We start from the raw sequence: 17,818 nt of genomic DNA, 5'->3' as shown, positions 1-17,818 counted from the left end.
CAGCCTCAAGTGGTCAATGTGCGATAGCACTAACCCTGAAACCCGTGACTTCAGTCGTGGGAGGTTCATAGAATGACCAGGGCTAAGCGCTAGAGTTCAAAAGTGTAATATCACTATTTGTAGGATATCCTGAGCCTGATACTTTATGATTAAGCCAAGAAAACCCGTAACTTCAGTTGTGGGAGGCTCATAGTGCTTATAAAAATAAAAAGAAACGCCATAACCATTACTTGGTTAAAGCGTCTCTAAAGAAACAAAAGACCTCACCAAATAAATGGTAAGGTCTCACAAACAACGATTGTCGCCAATAAAGCCGAGGAACCAGTCCTGTGTTGACGACTTTACTGTATTAGCTACTCCCCTTAACGGAAATTGACTAGTTTAATTTGTAGTATCACTATGAATAGAAACCACTTAAATGTCAATATTGAATATGTTATCAAGTTAGATAGCAGCCGTTCTTCCTTTTAATCATAGAATAGTTACAAACACGCTTATTTTAGTTTACATCCCATTTATTCATTGAACCGTATATCCTCCATCTAGTACTACCGCTTGCCCAGTTATTCCTTTCGCGCCTTCACCTGATAAGAATAAAACCAGTTCTGCAATTTCTTTTACATCGAGAAGACGTTTTTGTGGAACCAAAGGATAAATCACTTCTTCAAGTACAGACTCAAAGGGAACATTTCTCATACTCGCTAAGTCTTGAAGCTGATTGCGCACTAAAGGGGTATCTGCGTATCCTGGACAAATTGCATTAACAGTAATTCCATCTTCCGCTGTTTCCAATGCCGCCACTTTAGTCAAGCCAATAACACCATGCTTCGCGGAATTATAAGCAGCTTTCCCTGCAAATCCAACCAATCCATTGATGGAAGCCATGTTGAAGATTCTTCCGAATTTTTGTTTTCGCATATGCGGCAATACTAGTTTGATAGCCATAAACGGCGCGGTCAGCATTATCTTAATCAGTTGTTCAAATTTCTCTGTTGGGAAATCCTCTAACATCGCGACGTGTTGCATACCTGCATTATTGATTAATATATCTATGCGCCCAAACTGGGTGATTGTACGATCAATTGCTAGCTTTAAATCTTCTTCTATCGTGACATCACACTTTAACCCAACTACTCCATTTCCAAGTGATAAAGCTGCGTCTTTAACTTTATCTTCATTTATATCCGTAAGAACGACCGTGGCACCAGCTTTTGAAAACTCCTTCGCAATCTCAAAGCCAATTCCCTGTGCGGCACCGGTTATTAAAAGCACTTTTCCATTCTGCATATTAATTCCCCCTCATTAATATAGTCTCTAGTAAACATCTAATAACTATTAAATCCCAAATCCGAATGAAAATAATATAATGGCTATAACAACACCGATTGCCGGAACAATTACAGTTACTGCACCAACTGCCCCGTACGCAGCTTTGTGTGTCTCACCAGCAATTGACTGGATAGTCGTTACAACGTAACCGTTATGCGGAAGTGAATCGAGAGCACCGGATGAAATTGCGACAACTCTGTGCAATGCTTCTGCATTTACACCCATATCCAGATAATGCGGAGCCAGTAGCGGCAGTGCAATTGCTTGACCACCTGATGATGAACCTGTCATCCCCGCAATAACAGATACTGCGATTGCCGCGCCAATTAAAGGCGATCCTGGAATATTGGTCATTGCATCTACAGCGTTTTGGAAAGCAGGCACATTCCTTGCCACTCCTCCGAAACCAACAACAGCAGCAGTATTACCTATTGCGACCATTGCCCCGAGTGTACCTGCAGAAACTGCCGCACCGAAATTGCTTGAAAATTTTCTACCTACAAAGAAGGTAGCTATTATTCCTCCGAGGAGAGCTACTATTAGTGCAGATTGCTCAAGAGAATTGTGGAATACATAGGAAATTAACAATACAATTAGTAGTGGAATCATTGCCAAGAACGGATTGGGTAATGCGCGAGTCGTATCGAATGTCGGATCAGATTCCCTATCTACAAATAGTTCGCCTTTATTCACCGCTTTGGTAATCATTCGTTTTAACCACCAATAACCAAACACAGCCATGAAAACAGCAACAATTATACTAACTTCCCATCCAGCATAAGGAGTCGTACCTAAAAATTCAATGGGAATCCAGTTTTAAATTTCTGGAGAACCAGCAGACGTCATTGTGAAAGTAACAGATCCTAGTGCAAGTGTTGCCGGGATGAATCTTCTAGGTAAATTAGCTTGTTTGAACAACGAGATAGCCATTGGATATACCGAGAAAGCAACTACGAACAAACTTACACCACCGTATGTTAGGATTGCACACGCAGCTACGATTGCTAAAACTGCAAATTTCATACCTAACTTTTCTACAAACCATTTAGCGACAGCATCTGCAGCCCCACTGTCTTCCATAACTTTACCAAACACGGCACCTAGCAGGAACATTAAATACCATGACATGATAAATCCAGTAAAACCTGTCATATAGCTCGTGACGAAGTTTGCCTCCCCTTCACCAGCAAGCTGTGGGAATAACGACATGCCACTCATTAACGCAACAAACAATGCTGAAACGGGTCCAGCAATTAAAATGTTTACCCCTTTCATCGTTAATAAGATTAGTAGTCCCAATCCTCCGATAAGACCAATCATACCTAATACTCCCATGAACATTTCCCCCCAAAATTAGTATTAAGACGATTTTTTAATTTATTTGAACGTCTACTTTTACATTTTTCATAATTAGGTTAACTTCTGTAGTGTCAATGACGTCTTGGACAGTGAACCCTTCAAAAACTTCTTTTAGTTCCAATCCACCTGAAGTCACTTCAATTAGTGCACGCTCGGTAATGATTAGATTTACTACTCCTTTTCCTGTAAGAGGTAGTTCACACATCTTTTTAATCTTTGCCGTGCCGTCTTTCGCAGTATGATCCATAATCACAATGATTTTTTTTGCGCCATGTACAAGATCCATGGCACCGCCCATCCCTTTAATCATCTTTCCAGGAATCATCCAGTTAGCGAGATCACCTTTTTCAGATACTTCCATGGCTCCTAAAATAGCAACATCAACGTGACCACCGCGAATCATCGCAAACGATTCAGCACTTGTAAAAAATGCCGCCCCCGGAATACTTGTTACGGTTTCTTTCCCAGCATTTATTAAATCTGCATCGACTTGATCTTCCGTGGGGTATGGACCAATCCCCAAAAGTCCATTTTCAGATTGAAGGACGACAGTTTTATTCTCTGAAATAAAGTTCGCAACAAGTGTTGGCATACCTATACCGAGGTTCACATAATCGCCGTCTTTTAATTCTTTTTCAGCACGCATTGCAATTCGCTCTCTCATATTGATTTGACTCATGAACTTCAGTCCCCTTTCATTAGTAAGAACGTATCGTTAAACGTTCAATCCGTTTTTCTTGGTTTGCTTGAAGTAATCCTTTCACGTAAATACTAGGTGTATGAATCATATCCGGATCTAAATCACCGCTTTCTACAATTTCTTCTACTTCTGCAATTGTGAAATTTCCGGCAGCAGCCATCATCGGATTAAAGTTTTGAGCAGTCTTGTTATAAATTAAGTTTCCAAATGTATCTGCTTTAGCAGCGCGAATCAACGCGAAGTCTGCTTTTAATGCTTCTTCTAATACATACTCTTTGCCGTCATATAAACGAATTTCTTTGCCCTCCGCAACCGAAGTACCTACGCCAGCAGGTGTGAAAAACGCCGGAATCCCAGCTCCACCTGCACGTATTTTTTCTGCTAGCGTTCCTTGAGGCGTCAATTCAACCTCAATTTCCCCTGATAGAACTTGGCGTTCAAATTCCTTATTTTCACCAACGTATGATCCTATCATTTTCTTAATTTGTTTATTTTTCAAGAGAATCCCTAGTCCCCAATCGTCCACTCCACAGTTATTCGAAATAACCGTCAAATCTTTAACTCCACTCTTAGCAAGAGCAAGAATTAATTTCTCTGGAATACCAACTAGACCAAACCCCCCCACCATGACCGTTGCTCCATCTTGAATTTGCTGAACAGCTTCTTCTGCAGAAGCATAAATTTGTTTCATGTAATTTCCTCCTCACAAATTTGTATGAATGGTGAAGATTAAAACGCTTTCATTCATTTAAACAGAAAATAAATATGCTTGCAAACCCTTATATTACGGGCATTCTAACCAATTCAAAAAACGCATTCCAGAAATTCGGAATGCGTTCAGATAATTCAGTACACTACATACACTTCGCTCTTTTCGAAGTCCGTAAATCCGGACAACATTCCGATTAACCGGAATATAGGTCATAAGTTATATTTTTTAACTTTTTCATAGAATGTACTTTTACTTAATCCCAAAACGTTGGCTGCATCTCGTTTATTTGGATGATGTTGCAATGTTTCAAATAAAATATCCCTCTCTACTTTCTCTATTAATTCAGCTAATGTCTCAAAATTATTTGTATTGAAAATTCTTTCCATTTTTACTTGTTGTGGCAATGCATTTGGTTCAATCGTCTCTCCATTCGTCAAATAGACTGCTGCTTGAATAACATTTTGCAGTTCACGAACATTTCCAGGCCAATGGTAGGCTTGCAAATAATCCATTGTTTTCGTGGCAATCAATAGATTTCTTTTTCCTGCTTTAAGTAGAGCTTCATGGAATAAGTAATTTGTAATTTCAAGAAAATCCTCCATTCTTTCACGTAACGGGGGAACTTCAAGTGTAATCGCCTGTATTCGGTAATAAAGATCTTCCCGAAACTTTCCAGACTCAATCAAAGCTTTCAAAGGCTTATTTGTAGCTGCAATTATCCTAACATTTACTTTCCTCGTTTTATGTAATTCATGTGATTCTATTTCGCCATCATTTAAAACACTTAATAATTTTGCCTGCACCGGAAGTGACATGTCTCCTATATCATCCAAAAACAAAGTTCCCCCATCTGCTAAATGGAATCGCCCACCCTTTTCAAGTTGAGTGGATTGTTCAGCATTTAAATCAGAGTTACCGAATAGTTCTACTTCCAATAACTCGGGGGGGATTGCCGCGCAACTTATCTTTATTAATGGCTTTTCTGACCGATCAGAAAGCTGATGGATACTATGTGCAAAAGACTCCTTTCCCGTTCCACTTTCGCCTTGGATAAGTATAGGAAGATTACTAGGAGCGATCATTTGAATAGTTTCCTTAATGGATCTGATTACTTGAGAAGATCCTTGAATTTCATTTAACCGATAAGCTGAACCGGAAGTAGCAATAGCTCCGAAATGAATTTTTTCAATTGTACTTTTTACATGAGAACTTAGATTATGCCATTCATTTAGGTCTCTAAAAATCACACTTCCGAAAGCTCCTACAATTTCACCGTCCACAGTCAATGGCACTCTGTTTGCTAACATATAGGTTCCTTTAATGAAGTGAGGCGAAGCGATATGCTCTATGCCTGTTTTGATAACTTCATGCATTTGAGTATTTTCAATTACTTCGTCTACAGGTTTACCGATTGCATCTTCTCGCTCAACCTCTAAGAATTCACAATAATCTTCGTTGATATACATAATCCTAGAGTCTTTATCAACTACAACAAACCATTGAAATGCAGTTTCTAGTATTTGCGTAAGAACGGATTCAGGTAAATGTTCAGACAATGCTTTCATGGTATTCCCCTCCCTTGTTACTTAACAATTAATCTCACAAGCTTAAATCATTACTTTGTTTCAATTAGCATTCAATCTACACTCTTTGTAGTTACTCTACAACCGAATTCATGCTTTAGAGCGACCATCTTTATACTTAAAACAGTCATAACCCCGTCCTGATAGCAAGACGAGGTTTAAATTAATTTATATTACTACATTTAAAAATTTACTTTTTTACTCTTTATTCCAATAAGTTACTCTCTAAAAGATCACAAACGAGTACTTCGAAATCCCTCATTAAACTGGAGCTATATAGTAACTCACGATAAAAATTTGGTAGTTGAACGCAACGTGTGTATTTTTACTTATTGGTAAAATATATTGTGCCGTTAAATACTTATTGGACTAATGAAGCTCTCAAATTAGTAATGTCATTTTCCAAATACCCCTTTAAACAAGTTAGCATGTAGACCCAACCTTCTTTTTGGCCAATCATTTTATTTACTATTTCTGGGTCATCCTCTTTTAAACCTGATTCATTTACTTCAATAATAGTACTCTTATCATCCAGCTCTTTTAATATAATTGTAACGACCGTATCTTGACCATATTCGCCCCACGAAAAAACAATTTCCTTATCCCCTTTGATTTCCAATACATTTATTACTACTTCCGCATTGTATTCATCATATCTCCAAGTAATTGTCTTGCCTTGCTCTACTCTTCCACTTCCCGATGAAAACCAATAATTAGACATTTTTTCAGGATCTACTATGGCTTCAAATACATCTTTAGCAGGTTTAAGTATTTTTAATTTCGTAATTAGTTGAGTATCCACACTACATCATCTCACTTTCGAAAATTTAATGATTCTTCTATATGTATTATAATCAAATATAGAAATAGTATACTTTTCCAACTCCTCAAAAACCCCTTTATTTATAGGCTTCTTCTGAAAATCCCTTATGCTGCCCTATTTCTTCAATCACGTTAAACACTTAACTTTAGCCTTTTCAATATAGGTCCCTCTTGCCGTTTTACTGAAATTTCAGTCAAACTTCTTTATAAACAGTATAAAGGAGTTTTTCTATTGGTCTACTATATTTTAGGGAAGTATGGAAGTTACTAAATTTCGATAATATAACACTATTCTCCTAGTATACAATAGAATCAGCGAGCCTTCCCTTATTAATTTCGAGAAATGGCTCGCTTCGTAAAATGTAGAGATTTTTCCAAACATTCCTTAAGCTTGGATAAGTGCTATGCGAGTGTTTATGATGTGATTAAATTCGATCCTAATTTGATTCGAGAAGGTGCTCTACAAGTTGCAGATTTAATCCCCATAATGAAATGCGCGTTCTTATATGAATTATCTAGCGAGGGCGCATTAGCCTGATAGCAACTTCATCAGAAATACAAACAAGCTCAACCTTTTGTGAATACGGCTGAGCTTTTGCATTATCCTATGGGATTGTAGTGTGCTGTACCAATAGTGTCGTGCACCTGCTTTTATTCTTCAATTAGTAAATCGAATAGTTCAGACCAGTTCACGATTCGCTGAATATCTAAATGCGTATTGTAGGGTTGGCTCTTAGCGAATACGTTTAGAGGCCGATCGCTCAATGTCTCTAGAACTGCAGGCTTGTCATCGAAATAATAGTCAAGTTCTAAATCTTTAATTATATGAACCTTGTCTACATCATTCATTCCATAATAAAATCTATCTTTTTGAACCGGAAACTTATTTTCAATCATCCATTCCATTGTACGCTCGCCATGTTCTTTCGGCCTCGCCGTTATATAATAGATGTCATGTCCTTCTCTAGCCAGCCTTTGCAATGTTTCCACTGCATCAGGATACGGCGGGCACGATGTATAATAGATTTCATCTAGCGAACTGCTCCACATCTCGCCGCCTTGTTCAGCTGTCATGTCAAAAAGCTCGTGAATTTCAACCTTTTCCAGTGCATGAAAGAGATCTACATTCACATTCCGATTTAACTTTTTATTGTATATTTGAAAAGCATGTTCTCTAAGATTGATCAATGTATCATCAATATCAAAACCGAATTTCATATTAAACTCCCTCAGTTTGTCTATTAGTATATTTCGGATAGCCAGTGAACTTGAAGTCTTTACCAATTTGAGTAATGTGAAGATTTTCCAAATCGACAGCATCACGCATTAGTTCAATTCCTGTTCCTTCAAGGAATGTAGGTGCATTGGCACCTCCAACTAGTTTGGGTGCGATATATATCTCCACTTTGTCGACGAGCTGGTTTTCCAGGAAAGCAGCATGAATTGAACCTCCCCCCTCGATTAGTACAGAAGAAACAAGCTTTTCACCAAGAATCCGAACGACATCATTCGGGTCTACCTGCTTGATTCCTGAAGTGGGATAAATCGAAACTCCTTGTTCTTCCAGACTTTTCTTAGCATCTTGATTATACTTATTTGCAGTGAAAATCCAAGTTTCCGCCTGCCCATCTGTTATAACCTTTGAATCTAATGGAATTCGCAGCGAGGAGTCTAAAATGATTCGAATCGGATTCCTTCCATTCGGAATCCTCGTCGTCAATTCGGGATCATCCTCGATTACGGTATTTACACCAACTAAAATTGCCATATTTTCATTTCGCAATACATGTACATCGTTTCTCGCTTCAGGTGATGTAATCCACTTGCTATCGGCTGTATGCGTAGCAATTTTTCCATCTAGTGTGCTTCCAGCTTTCATCGTTATGAATGGCTTTTGTTCGACGATGAATTTGTTAAATACTTCATTCATCTTTCGAGACTTCTCTTCCAATACACCCACAACCACTTCAATTCCTGCTTCTTCCAAAATCTTTACACCGTTGCCGGCAACAACTGGATTCGGATCTAGTGTGGCAATGACTACTTTCTTAATTCCCGCTTCAACGATCGCTATTGCACAAGGGCCTGTCCGCCCGTAATGCGAGCATGGCTCAAGGGTGACATATATCGTTCCACCTTTTGCCTTATCGCCAGCCATACGGATAGCATGGATTTCAGCATGCGGTTCACCAGCCTTCAAATGTGTACCGATACCAACTATTCGATTTTCATTGATAATGACCGAACCGACAAGTGGATTCGGATCAGTTTGCCCTTTCATCGCACGTGCATTCTCCAGGGCCAAATTCATGTATATTTCATGGTTAGTCATGTGTAGATGTCCCTTCTTCCTCCATATGCCCAGAACGTCGAATCTTTGTCTGCAAATACTTCTCATTGAACTCTGATTTATCGCCCCATAATGGTTCTCGTCCAGATATAGGAAGACCGGCATTTTGCAGTGCTTCCATTTTCTTTGGATTATTCGTCATGAGCTTTACAGGTTTTGATCGGAGTTTCTTTAGAACGCGAATTGCATCCTCGTAATTTCTAGAATCATCGACAAATCCAAGGCTTTCGTTTGCTTCCACTGTATCGTAACCATTCTCCTGAAGTACATATGCCATCGCTTTGCTGAATAAACCAATTCCACGGCCTTCATGGTTCGCCAAATAAAACAATGCACCTGTTCCATGATCCACAATATTCTTCATTGACTGCTTCAACTGATAACCGCAATCGCATCTTTTACTACCAAATATATCTCCCGTATGACAAATTGAATGCATCCTAATCAGCGCATCATCCGCTTCTTCAAAATCCCCGTATACAAGCACACTTGACTGCTGAAACTCCGCCAAATTGGCAGACGACAGTTGGTCAATGATTTCTTGATAATTTTCCGTAACTTGGCATCGATTAAGCCAGCAATACCATTGAAAAACAACCGTTTCTCCAAAAATATTCACAGGCAGTTTAATAGGTCCTACTAAGTAGATAGCACCTTCATCTGTTTCAATCAATTGAATTTTTTCTTTTAGGACATCAATAACTTTCGATTCCAGTTTCGCATGTAGCATAAAATCATTCCTTTTATTTAAATTTGGATTTTAGTGTGAATTAATCTGTAAGTAACATACCTCATTATATTAACCATTCGATTCATATGATACCTGTTATTGTACAACACTTACTTTATCTCGCATAGTTTGTTCAATTATTTCGTCATCTCTGTTTACCATTTTTGCAGGCATATAATCGATATCTTTTTCCCTTCATATGAATAAACAAATATATTCACATAAAGATATTTATTCTATACAACATAACATTCTCCTGTGAATAGCGTCAACCATACAAGACCTCTATCAGGATTTAGCTTTTTGGGTTATAAAAGTACTTCTTGTAATCAAAGTCCTAAACTCTTTTAACACTTGTTTCTTCGTTTCGATATAAGATCTTTTATTTCATGTCTTAAGAAGGTGTAGTTAGAGAATAACTATAGTATAGACCATTTTAAATTTATCATATTCTCTTTAATTGAGGAGGTATAAAATGCCTGATGTAACTGTTTTTGGTGATAGAACTTTTGAAGTCGAAATGGGGAGAAAGTTAGTATTAGCACTAGAAGATAATGGTATCAATATCTTACATAGGTGCGGAGGCAATGCTGTATGTACGACTTGCAGAGTAGAGATTTTGGATGGGGATTACATAGAGATAACCAAAAAGGAAAAAAAGGCCTTTGCGGATAAAGGAATTGATGATCAATTATTTGATGATTGTTTGCGTTTATCTTGCCAAATTCTTGTAAGTGGAGATATTACTGTTCGACCAATCATGACAGTAGAAAACACCGGAAAAACCATTGGTGAAAGGCCAGCCGACTAATTCGAATTCCAGTCTTAATTTAAACTATTACGTCTGCAGATTAGCCGTTTACTTGCAATGAACTACTGAGTACCAATCATAATCCCAGTTATAAAGGGTTTTAGTGGACACCATAGGCTTGTCTTTCCAAACATTTTGTTGTTTTTAATATCTAACCACAGCGACAGGTGACCAGACCTGATTCTTGATTAGTATGCTCCAAGCTTCTAGTGATTTCTCAATGCGAACACCATTCTGTATTCAAGAGCTATTTAAACTTCCGTTTTTGTATGATACTCTTTTGGTGTGCCATTATAAAACTTCTTCTCATTGCTAGTCTGCTAACTTCAATGATACACGAATTTTTACAATGGCCATTTTCCACCTTAATTAAGGCGGCTTTGTTGACTTTACAAAGAGCCTTCCGGAAGTAATGAAATGAATGATTAATTGAGGGAGGTTTTTATTATGGCAGAGAAAGTCACTGTATTAGGCGCAGGTACAATGGGTCATGGAATTGCTCAGTTATACGCACAAGCAGGCTATAATGTATATATGTATGATATTAAAGACGAGTTTTTGGAAACTGCAATGACACGAATCTCTGATAACTTGGACATGTTAATCCAAGAAAATACGATTACAGCATCTGTGAAAGAAAATACATTAAAACGAATATCTACATCTACTAATTTAAAAGAGGCGGTTAGCGGAACGCGATTTGTCACTGAAGCAGTATCTGAAAATCTAACTATTAAATTCGACTTATTTAAGCAGTTAGAGGAAGTCATAGAAGACGATACGATTATTGCATCCAATACATCTACGTTTTCCATTCAGCAATTATCAGAAGGCGTTCAAAAGACAGACCGTCTAATCATTACTCACTTCTTCAATCCAGCACATTTAGTTCCACTTGTAGAAGTCGTAAAAGGTCCAAAAACTTCACAAGATATCATTGATCGTACAGTAGAAGTTTTGAAAAATATCGGTAAGAAACCGATTGTCTTGAAAAAAGATATTCCCGGCCTAATTGCCAATCGCCTACAAGCTGCTTTAGTCCGTGAAGCATTCTTTCTTTTAGACAACGGTATTGCGGACGCGGAAGATATTGACTTAGCTATCACAGCTGGGCCTGGATTCAGATGGGCATTCATTGGCCCATTAGAAACTGCAGATTTTGGTGGACTAGATATTTGGAAGAGCGTAGTAGAGAACCTGGCACCAGTTCTATCCAAAGAAGAGAAAGTCCCACTATTTGTTGAAGAAAAAGTTCAAAGTGGGAACCTCGGAACTAAAGCAGGTAATGGCTTATTCACTTATTCAGGTAACGATGAAGTTCAAAGAAGAATTAATGAACGTGATGTAAACTTCATTAGACTAGCCAATATTAAAAATAACAACAATAAATAATTTCGTCATCTGTGATTAAACTGAATCAAATATCTTGAAACAAAAATTAAAGGGAGCTGTCTTGTAGACATACTCCCTTTTTAAGATTAAAAACTTATTTAACTTGATTGACGAACAATATGATCCGCTAGCCTTATAGCTAAAGCTACATTAGGGAGGACAGGGCCAGCTGCGGTCAGTGAAGGAAGAACACTGTTGTCAGCTACAAATAAACCTTTCACACCATGTATTTGACCGTGGCGATTTGTAGCTGAAGTATTTGGATCCTCACCCATTCTGCAAGTGGAAGCCTCGTGCATGTCACTTCCAGGCGGACGAAGAGTTAGAGTAGAAGTATCTAAAGTAACGCCCATCGCAGCAGCAGATCGGATAATTCCTTGTTTGACTTGTTCAGCTACTTGACGGTCCTTATTACTTAATGAATATTGAACTTGTTGTAATGGTACACCAAATTCATCCTTTGCAGACGGATCAATGTACACTCTATTGTCAGCCCGAGGTTCAACCCTTCCAAAGGAAGCGTATGCAATCCCAAGAGTATCCTTCAGCACTTTGTCTTCAAATTGCTGGTATGAAAAATATTGATCCGGACCCAATATTTGAATTTGATATGGGGACTCGCTTGTTTCAAATTTTAAAATAGATAAATTTCCGAGTTTATCAGAAAACTTACTCCGACTTATTGTTCCAACCGCGATGATGGACACATGCCCTGTTAAATATCGACCAATAGCAGGTCCCTGAATTCCAGAATTAAGCAATAAACGTGGAGTCTCTAAAGTACTTGCAGATACGACAACATTCTTTGCCCGAATAATATGAGCTTTCTTATCCTGGGAAAACACTTCTACTCCACTTGTTTTACCATCTTCAACAATTACTTGAGAGACAAAGGCATTTACAGCGAGATCATAGGGTCGATCAAAAAGGGCTGATGCTAATGCATTGATAGAGCTGAACCAAGGGTTTGAATGGACTTCTCCTTGCCTGGAAGGTGTCATGTCAAAAGCAACTGGCATATCATTGGCTTCAAGTATTCCACCCGCATGGAGCCTCTTTAAAAGCGTATTTTGCATCGATGAACCTTTAGCATAATCGGTTGTAACATGCATTAATTTCTCGGCCATCCCTAAATATGCATTCAATTCCCGAGTGTTAATCGGCCATTTATTGAGCTCTTCTTGAATTGGCCGAGGAGTCGCCGCGTTCCAAAATAATGACCTTCCCCCAAGTGCATATACCATTCTCGCTCCCGGAAATTGAGGCAAACGCTCACCTATAACTGTTGAATTATCAGGAAGAAGTACATCTCTGGCAGTATTAACGTTTTGCGTGGGAATGTTTAAAGAATGGGAATGAAATAACTTATCTCCCATTTCAAGAATCCCAATTTTTTTTGCCCCTTTATTTTTCCACAGTTCACAAAGCCTTTGTAAGGTTGCTCCACCACCGGGGCCACTCCCCACAATGAGGACATCATAATTTGTCCCTGACATTTCCTCAAGTGTTTTTGTTGGAATCCAATTATTTTTATACTTCACCACGGGTACAACCACTCTCCCCTTCATAGACATCCTTTTAAGATATGCATGGACGTTTGTCCTATATGACAAGTTATATCGATTGCTATTTTGGAGCATTATCGGAGATGTACATAATCAATCAGCAAAAAAATCGTCCGTTTAACTAAGCAATTAGTTAACAGACGATTTTCTTTATGAATATTTTTTAATATAGAAACTGGAACTTTATTTTGCTTTTTTTGTTTATGGACCCGCATATTATATTAAAGCTAATAATGAACCTCCGATTGCTCCAGTAACTACAATGACCCAAGGTGGAAGCTTCCAAAAGGCAAGCATACTGAACAAAATTGCAGCTAAAGCAAAATCGATTGGTGCTAAGATTGAACTTGTCCATATCGGGAAATAAAAAGCAGAGATTAGTATCCCGATAACTGCAGCATTTACGCCCATTATTGCGCCTTTAATTTTAGGATTACTTCTTAAGCTATCCCAAAATGGTAATGCGCCTAAAATTAAAAGGAAGGCAGGTAAAAATACTGCAAACGTTGCGACCAAACCACCTTGCCAACCTTTCATAACGGTTCCTAAATAAGCGGCAAATGTAAATAGCGGACCGGGTACCGCTTGTGTTGCACCATAACCTGCTAAAAATGCTTCTTCGCTAATCCAGCCAGTTGGAACAAGTTCTTGTTCCAATAAAGGCAAAACGACATGACCGCCACCGAAAACTAAAGCACCCGATCGATAAAAACTATCGAACATAGCCACCCAGAAAGATCCAGTTACTTCTCTGATAACTGGTAAAAGAAATAACAATGCGAAAAACAACAGTAGACAAATCACCGAAATACTTTTAGCGATTGGAAATTTCGAACTAGCTTCTTCAATTTCGTCATGTTGTTTAAACAAAATGAATCCTAAGAGTGCAGCTAGTAAAATCACACCTACTTGAGTAAAAGCTGTTTGCCATAGAAGTGTACCGATTAGTGCAAATAGAGCAATGGCTTTTCTTTTTAAATCAGGCGTCATTTTTTTTGCCATACCTATAATGGCATGTGCAACTACCGCTACTGCCACAATTTTTAACCCATGAATCCATCCGGCATTTCCTACATCAAATCCAGTGAGCAGTAAAGCAAAAAGTATAAGTACTATAACTGAAGGGAGTGTAAATCCAATAAAAGATATAATTCCACCAAGTATTCCTGCTCGCATCACACCTATCCCGATTCCTACTTGGCTACTGGCCGGACCAGGTAAGAACTGAGCTAAAGCAACTAAATCCGCATAACTCTTTTCATCCATCCATTTTCTTCTTCGTACGTATTCTTCATGAAAATACCCTAAATGAGCGGTTGGTCCACCGAAAGAGGTCAAACCAAGTCGCGTTGAAACTAAGAGTATTTCCAAAAGTGATTTGAATCCCCTGTTTGGGTTAGTTTTTTTCATCGTTAGCTCCTTATTGTTAGTCTTTTATTTCTATGTAGAGGTCATATGCTTTCTTTCTAGCTTCTATTAGGACAAGATTCCTTTATCAGTTGTTGAGTAATAATTTATCCTCCAAGCTGTTACTAGATAGCGGTTTCCAACACCATAAATATAGCATTCCAAATAGTATATTCCAGGTATAATCAAGATTATTTACAATCTCTTAACATGAATTTAATTCTGGACTTTCGGTTTAAAACGCAAAAAAAGGATCACGTCATTATGACGGAACCCTTGATTGTCCAATACATTCTACGATTTACCTTGCAATCCTTTACCAATGTACTGATAAATTTCTGCATTTACATCGATTTGTAGATATTCTGCTTCGTTTAGACGGGTAGATGTCGACATACATGAACTCTACTAGTTCATATTTCAAAGGCAGTAAAACTACCTGCTTCATCAAAATCATCAACTCGAACAACCTTGTCTGAAAATTGTTCCACTATTTTTATACTGCTTCCTAGCACTAGCGAAAGCACGTTGAAATTCTTTTCTTTTTTCTTTTTGTTGAATGCTAGTAGAAATGAATCACTTAAAGTGTCTTCACCATCCGTAACAAAAACGATATCGGCTTGTTTAAACCGACTTTCGTTGATTACATTCATTGCTAGATCAAGCGGAAGTGCAAAATTCGTTCCTCCACCCAAAAAGATTCGAGCCAAACCAACCAAATCAGACCCTTTAATTTTTCCTTTTTCATATTTATGGATTTCTGTACGAGTAGAGAATAATATCAAGCAAAAATCCCTTCGCTGCTTTCTCGCAATGGACATGAGGGTTAATATAAAACCTTTGGATTGTGCATCCAGTTTGTACATACTGCCTGACTGATCTAGACAAAGTACGATTGGGCCCTTCTCCAATACCTCACGCCCTTTCTGTTCATATTGCATGGTCTCACCTTCCACTAAGCGACGGAGAAAATCGTTCTTCGATATTGGATGCATGTATAAGCAAAATTCCATCGGGAGTAACTTCTCGATTTCATTACCTAACGTAACTCCCCTTCTTCCCACAGACTCCCTATGTATGCTTTTCTGCTTTTTACGAGCTATCTGTTTGAATCTACCTGCCCACTGCGCTATTTCTTTCATCTTTTTATCAGAAGTCATTTTTTCAGCTAATGCTAGTTGGTCGCGCAAAGGAACCTTTTTTAATTCTGCATCACCACTCCCTGCACTGCAGCCGCCAAGCAACGATTTCAGACTGTCTTTCACTTGTCTTGTTTCTTGCATGGCTTGAGCCAATGCATGTGAAAAGCTATGATTGTTTTTTTTAAGCATCTGCTGAAGTTTTTCATTAAGATTAGTCATCACTTCTGAAAAACTCTCTTCTGATTCCCGACTTCCACTTTTTATATCTGCTTGCCAATTCTGTTTTTGAAGTTGCCTCTGCATTACGTGAGCTTCCTGCATCAGTTTTTGAAAATCCTCATCTTCCTCTTTTTGGACAGCCAGCCACTGATTCGTCTGCTCTCCGAATTTCACCGTACCGATAGCTGACAACAAATCATCCAATCGGGTGAAACTTCGGTAGTGTACAAAGGATTCATCCACCATAATTCTTTCCATGATTGTTTTATTCACCTTGAGAACACCATCTACGTCCCCTGCCAAAATTTCAGGTTTCATCTTATATAAGGAAGCCCAAATATCAGCAAGTAGCGGTTCGAACATTGGCAACGCACCTTCATTTCTTACCTTTTGAAGACCCAGAGACAAGTCAAAAATTTCTTTGAAGCGTCTTTTATCGAATGCGTCTGTATTCAAGACTGAACGATTATCATTGTGACTTTTACGCCCCTTCACAGAGAACACTCCTTATCACATATTAAAAAAGGTGCCAGTAGACCCTCTCTTATCATTTTGAGGATCGAAATACCACGGCTCTAAAACACTATCTAGGATTTCATGTTCCATCGAGGTCACTTTATCAAGTAAGAGGTCGATATCAGCTTTCCGACTTTGATTGTGACTTTGTAGGTTCTTCAAATCAGCCACTAAAGCTTTCATTTTTTGAGTTGCTTCCATTCCAGCTTCCGCTGAATGATCCTGCAGTATGGCGTAGAATACTTCATTTGCTTCATTTTGTATGGAATGGAGGGCCTGAGTAACTATATCTTGTGAATGGTTGCGAATAATGGTAGACACGGTATCTTTTTGATCCACCGTTTCCCAAAGGGCATTTTCAAGAATCACAATATCATCTATCCTTACTATTTGCCTTTGGTTTATCAACGCCTTCGCTTGAAGAACCGATAGCGATTGCTTAAACCGCCTGTCAGAAGGGCGTATCCCCTCGTCACGCAAATTATTTCGAATTTCCGAAAGTGTTTCATACACTTCATCCGGTATCGTAACCATATCCGTAAGAAACTGAAGTTGAATCAATTCTTCCATCGTCAAGGAGGGCATGACCTGATTTTGACCGTTCCCCTTCATCATAGAAACAAAATTCGTTTCATTGGCAATGTAATCTAGCTCGAATCGAAGTAGAAACCTGTCGAAAAGAGCTTCCAGCCCCTCTCCCTCTTCAGGATATTCATTTGAAGCTCCAATAACTGACATTAAAGGAACCTTTACTGGCGTTCCATTATTATAGAAGAGGCGTTCGTTGATAAGCGTCAGCAAACTATTCAAGATTGCCGAGTTTGCTTTGAATATTTCGTCAAGAAAAACTAAATTGGCTTCTGGCATTTTAGTTGTTGTATTCCTCTTGTAAACGCCTTGCTCAAGGTCTTTTAACGACAAAGGACCAAACAATTCTTCCGGTGTACTGAATCTCGTCAGCAACCACTGGAAGTATTCTGTTCCTTTAACGATTTTTGCTAACTCAAACGACAATGCGGATTTCGCAGTCCCGGCAGGTCCAATCATAAGCATATGCTGTCTAGAGAGCAGAGCGACAAGAATCCCCTCAACTTCTTTCTCTCGTTCGAAAAACTTTGAATTGAGTGCCTGTCTGATTTCCTCTAACTTTTTCAAATTAGTTATTGTCATTTTATATAACT

At 38.5% G+C, this 17,818-nt stretch carries 14 protein-coding genes and 1 pseudogene; 2 read left to right on the top strand and 13 right to left on the bottom strand.

The window, feature by feature from the left end; genetic code table 11:
• Positions 1-519 precede the first annotated feature (519 nt).
• From AC25Y6_RS17920 to AC25Y6_RS17880, 9 genes and pseudogenes are all read right to left on the bottom strand, one after another.
• Positions 520-1,287 carry a 3-hydroxybutyrate dehydrogenase gene (locus AC25Y6_RS17920; protein WP_482100891.1) on the bottom strand — a complete coding sequence of 256 codons (768 nt, stop codon included), beginning with the start codon at positions 1,285-1,287 and terminating at the stop codon, positions 520-522.
• Between the two features lie 48 nt (positions 1,288-1,335).
• A pseudogene (locus AC25Y6_RS17915) lies at positions 1,336-2,664 on the bottom strand (GntP family permease).
• A gap of 37 nt (positions 2,665-2,701) precedes the next feature.
• The gene (locus AC25Y6_RS17910; RefSeq protein WP_482100893.1) at positions 2,702-3,367 is read right to left on the bottom strand and encodes a 3-oxoacid CoA-transferase subunit B; all 666 of its coding nucleotides are present in this window, start codon (positions 3,365-3,367) and stop codon (positions 2,702-2,704) included.
• A gap of 19 nt (positions 3,368-3,386) precedes the next feature.
• A complete protein-coding gene (locus tag AC25Y6_RS17905; RefSeq protein WP_482100894.1) occupies positions 3,387-4,079 on the bottom strand; it encodes a CoA transferase subunit A in 693 nt (230 codons plus the stop codon).
• Positions 4,080-4,309: 230 nt separating this feature from the next.
• On the bottom strand, positions 4,310-5,665 hold the full coding sequence (locus tag AC25Y6_RS17900) for a sigma-54 interaction domain-containing protein (RefSeq protein ID WP_488143981.1): 1,356 nt from the start codon (positions 5,663-5,665) through the stop codon (positions 4,310-4,312).
• Between the two features lie 379 nt (positions 5,666-6,044).
• Positions 6,045-6,485, bottom strand: a complete 441-nt coding sequence (locus AC25Y6_RS17895; protein ID WP_488143980.1) for an SRPBCC family protein — start codon at positions 6,483-6,485, stop codon at positions 6,045-6,047.
• 671 nt (positions 6,486-7,156) lie between these two features.
• A complete protein-coding gene (locus tag AC25Y6_RS17890) occupies positions 7,157-7,723 on the bottom strand; it encodes a 5' nucleotidase, NT5C type (protein WP_488143979.1) in 567 nt (188 codons plus the stop codon).
• A 1-nt stretch (position 7,724) separates the two neighbouring features.
• Positions 7,725-8,837, bottom strand: a complete 1,113-nt coding sequence (ribD, locus tag AC25Y6_RS17885) for a bifunctional diaminohydroxyphosphoribosylaminopyrimidine deaminase/5-amino-6-(5-phosphoribosylamino)uracil reductase RibD (protein WP_488143978.1) — start codon at positions 8,835-8,837, stop codon at positions 7,725-7,727.
• The gene (locus tag AC25Y6_RS17880; protein WP_482100898.1) at positions 8,830-9,585 is read right to left on the bottom strand and encodes a GTP cyclohydrolase II; all 756 of its coding nucleotides are present in this window, start codon (positions 9,583-9,585) and stop codon (positions 8,830-8,832) included. The genes ribD and AC25Y6_RS17880 overlap by 8 nt, the downstream gene beginning before the upstream one ends.
• 475 nt (positions 9,586-10,060) lie before the next feature.
• Between AC25Y6_RS17880 and AC25Y6_RS17875 the strand changes: the two genes are divergently transcribed.
• Positions 10,061-10,396, top strand: coding sequence for a 2Fe-2S iron-sulfur cluster-binding protein (locus AC25Y6_RS17875; RefSeq protein ID WP_488143977.1), 336 nt, complete (start codon positions 10,061-10,063; stop codon positions 10,394-10,396).
• A gap of 447 nt (positions 10,397-10,843) precedes the next feature.
• The gene (locus AC25Y6_RS17870; protein WP_488143976.1) at positions 10,844-11,788 is read left to right on the top strand and encodes a 3-hydroxyacyl-CoA dehydrogenase family protein; all 945 of its coding nucleotides are present in this window, start codon (positions 10,844-10,846) and stop codon (positions 11,786-11,788) included.
• A 98-nt stretch (positions 11,789-11,886) separates the two neighbouring features.
• On the opposite strand, the gene AC25Y6_RS17865 is transcribed toward AC25Y6_RS17870, so the two are convergent.
• The 4 genes from AC25Y6_RS17865 to AC25Y6_RS17850 form a co-directional block, all read right to left on the bottom strand.
• Positions 11,887-13,332 (bottom strand): GMC oxidoreductase, encoded by a 1,446-nt coding sequence (locus AC25Y6_RS17865; RefSeq protein WP_488143975.1) that lies wholly within the window; start codon positions 13,330-13,332, stop codon positions 11,887-11,889.
• Between the two features lie 237 nt (positions 13,333-13,569).
• A complete protein-coding gene (locus AC25Y6_RS17860; protein ID WP_488143974.1) occupies positions 13,570-14,763 on the bottom strand; it encodes a chromate transporter in 1,194 nt (397 codons plus the stop codon).
• A gap of 410 nt (positions 14,764-15,173) precedes the next feature.
• Positions 15,174-16,616 carry a vWA domain-containing protein gene (locus AC25Y6_RS17855; protein ID WP_488143973.1) on the bottom strand — a complete coding sequence of 481 codons (1,443 nt, stop codon included), beginning with the start codon at positions 16,614-16,616 and terminating at the stop codon, positions 15,174-15,176.
• Between the two features lie 15 nt (positions 16,617-16,631).
• On the bottom strand, positions 16,632-17,807 hold the full coding sequence (locus tag AC25Y6_RS17850; RefSeq protein WP_488143972.1) for an AAA family ATPase: 1,176 nt from the start codon (positions 17,805-17,807) through the stop codon (positions 16,632-16,634).
• Between the last annotated feature and the right edge of the window lie 11 nt (positions 17,808-17,818).

The organism is Sporosarcina sp. Y1004 (genome assembly GCF_057669665.1).
The sequence above is the reverse complement of the archived record's forward strand: the minus strand, read 5'-3'. Positions and strand labels throughout refer to the sequence as shown.